The following is a 507-nucleotide window of genomic DNA, read 5'->3' on the forward strand; positions in this document are numbered from 1 at the left end:
AATGTAGATTTAACAGACACAACAAGTGACTGGGCAACTGCAGATTGTGATGGAGATGGAGTAAGTAACTTAGACGAAGTAGATCCTGATGGAGACGGCGTTCAAGGACCAAACGACACCGATCCAAATGATGCATGTGAGTTTACAGCAGCAGATATTACATTACCTGTAACAGCAATCACAGATTGTGATGGTGATGGAGAAACAAGTGATACGGATCCAAATGATACGGATCCATGTATTGGAGGAGATTTAACAAATGTAGATTTAACAGACACAACAAGTGACTGGGCAACTGCAGATTGTGATGGTGACGGAGTAAGTAACTTAGACGAGGTGGATCCTGATGGAGACGGCGTTCAAGGACCAAACGACACAGATCCAAATGATGCATGTGAATTTACAGCAGCAGATATTACATTACCTGTAACAGCAATCACAGATTGTGATGGTGATGGAGAAACAAGTGATACGGATCCAAATGATACGGATCCATGTATTGGAGGA

Annotated in this window: 1 pseudogene; it reads left to right on the top strand. The window is 42.4% G+C overall.

The window, feature by feature from the left end:
* Window positions 1-507 (top strand): annotated as a pseudogene (locus tag ACVCZW_RS07640) (hypothetical protein); the annotation flags it as partial.

The sequence above is a fragment of the Lacinutrix sp. MEBiC02595 genome (genome assembly GCF_053601555.1).